This window comes from uncultured Planktosalinus sp. (assembly GCF_963973675.1).
Classification (GTDB): Bacteria; Bacteroidota; Bacteroidia; order Flavobacteriales; family Flavobacteriaceae; genus Planktosalinus.
This window is the reverse complement of the sequence record NZ_CAXBAN010000418.1, coordinates 1-2105: the sequence shown is the minus strand read 5'-3', so window position 1 is coordinate 2105 and position 2105 is coordinate 1. Positions and strand designations below refer to the sequence as shown.

Below are 2105 nucleotides of genomic sequence, written 5' to 3'. Positions count from 1 at the left end.
GTTAATTGGTATGTTTTTGGTGAATTTTGAAGTTATCGATACTTCACGGGGTAATACTTCAGAGTATGCCGGCACAAGCAGGACATCGTCGTAAGTGAGTCCTTCTCCAAGAATTTTATCAAGATGAGCAGTCATTGCAATTACGTTTTAATTGCGAGCAAATATACTACTTTATTCGTTGATAACAGATTCACTTTATAAAGTTGTTGATTATTTAACAATCAATTGTTTATAGATTTGATTCCTATCATTTTTGATAAATACAAGATAAGAAGCTGATGCCAAATCGCTAATATCAAGAGTATTGCTTTCTGAAACCTGTTCAAAATTAATCGACTTAACAAGACGGCCGTTTAAATCGTAAATCTCAACAAAATTGATTTCTAAATTTAAAGGGTTTTTAATCGTTACAAAATCACTCGCAGGATTTGGGTACAAATATAGCGCCTCAAAAGCCTGATAATCTGAAGTTGCAAGCGTTTGTTGTATCAGGATTTCAAATGCGTATTCAGACGAATTGTTACTGAAATCTATTGCAGTTAAAGTGATTTGATGGATTCCTGCTGTTAAAAGTGTACCGGGTAACGGAAATTGTGTCAGATTAACTACAGGGTTTGTACAAACATCGGTAGCAATAAAAATACTTTCCTCAAAATAATTTGGCAAATAGTATTCTGATGAATCAATCACAAATTGAGTCGTTTGATTTTCTGCAAGTTCAATTACAGGTGGTGTAATATCTTCTACAAAGACGGCTGTGGTACAGCTTGACACATTTCCGGAAGTGTCTGTAATAGTCAGTGTAACTGGCTGCTCTCCAATATCAAAACAAGAAAACTCATAAATATTTAAAACAATGCTTTCAATACCCACATCATCAAAAGAGCCGTTATCTATCATGCTTTCATTGATAATTGCAATGCCGTTTTCACTTAATTGAACAGTCAAGTTTTCTACACAAATTGCAACCGGTGGAGTGTCGTCGACCTCGTTTTCAGTAGTGAAGTTTTGTACTTCAAGTGTGGTACGACCATGCTGATTTTCAGCAAAGGCCGTGAAAAAATATTGAGTATCAGGCAAAAGATTTTCAAAGGTATATTGCATAGTTCCGGTTCCACCGGGCACCAAATACTCCTGTAAGGCATTAGGACTCATTCCAAACTCAAACCCTCTTTGTATAATTGAAGAACCTCCGTCTGAGTTAATTTCTACTGAAATCTGAGCCAGATCTTCAGTAATTGATAAAACGTTTAAGTCTGCTAATTGCGGCGGGGCTTGTGAGACAAAGTCAGCCACAATATTAATCAACCCCAATTGTGCTGTTTTCCCTTCTAGGTCTAACGCATTTAATTGGTAATTTGCTTGAGCTGCAGAAAGGTTTGGATTATTTATGACATCAAGTGCTGAAGCCCCATGCCTGCTGGAATAGATTTTACCATCAGGAGCAGTTAATAAAGCACCATTTGATAAGGTTGAGAATGTGTATTTTGTAGCTTCAATTTCTTGTACAGTTGTACCTGCCTGAAGATCATATTGTTTAACCCCCTGAGAACCATATGCTGAAACATAAATAAATCGTTCGTTTGGTGAAAACTCAGCTCCATAGGCATATTGTAATGGAAATTGAAGTGCATTTGATACTATACCGGTTTGATTATCAAAATTACTTATATCAAAAAAGTGTGAAATATAAGCAGTTCTAACTAGCCTGGTTGCTGAATTATTAAATTTTATAAAGCCAATATCTCCATTAGAAGTTGAAGGAGATCCTGTTGTTGAAATTACCGGGTTTTCAATATCTACGCCATCTTCAGTAACTCTATAAGTGTAGTAATCTGAAGTTCCCCCTTTATGAGTTAAGACCCACCAAAAGGTTCCATCAGAAGAAGGAGTAGCTTGAATATACTCACCGGTATTGGAAAGAACAGGTATTGATTTTTTTCCAGGAATTACATCACCAAGTCCGTTGTCCAGGCTCATATCAACAATTGAGTAAACAACATTGGAATTTGTATAGGCAGAGACAGCAAAAATTACAAATTTAGTTTGTGAACCCGGTTGCGGGATTATAATAGCAGATTGAGAACTTGAGTAATTGCCACCTA

The 2105-nt window shown here is 36.2% G+C and carries 2 protein-coding genes; both read right to left on the bottom strand.

The window, feature by feature from the left end:
- On the bottom strand, positions 1–135 hold a 135-nt coding region (locus AACY61_RS12855), incomplete at its 3' end, for an IMP dehydrogenase (RefSeq protein ID WP_339611981.1).
- 75 nt (positions 136–210) lie between these two features.
- Positions 211–2105 (bottom strand): T9SS type A sorting domain-containing protein (locus tag AACY61_RS12850; protein WP_339611980.1); only part of this gene is annotated, 1895 nt, incomplete at its 5' end.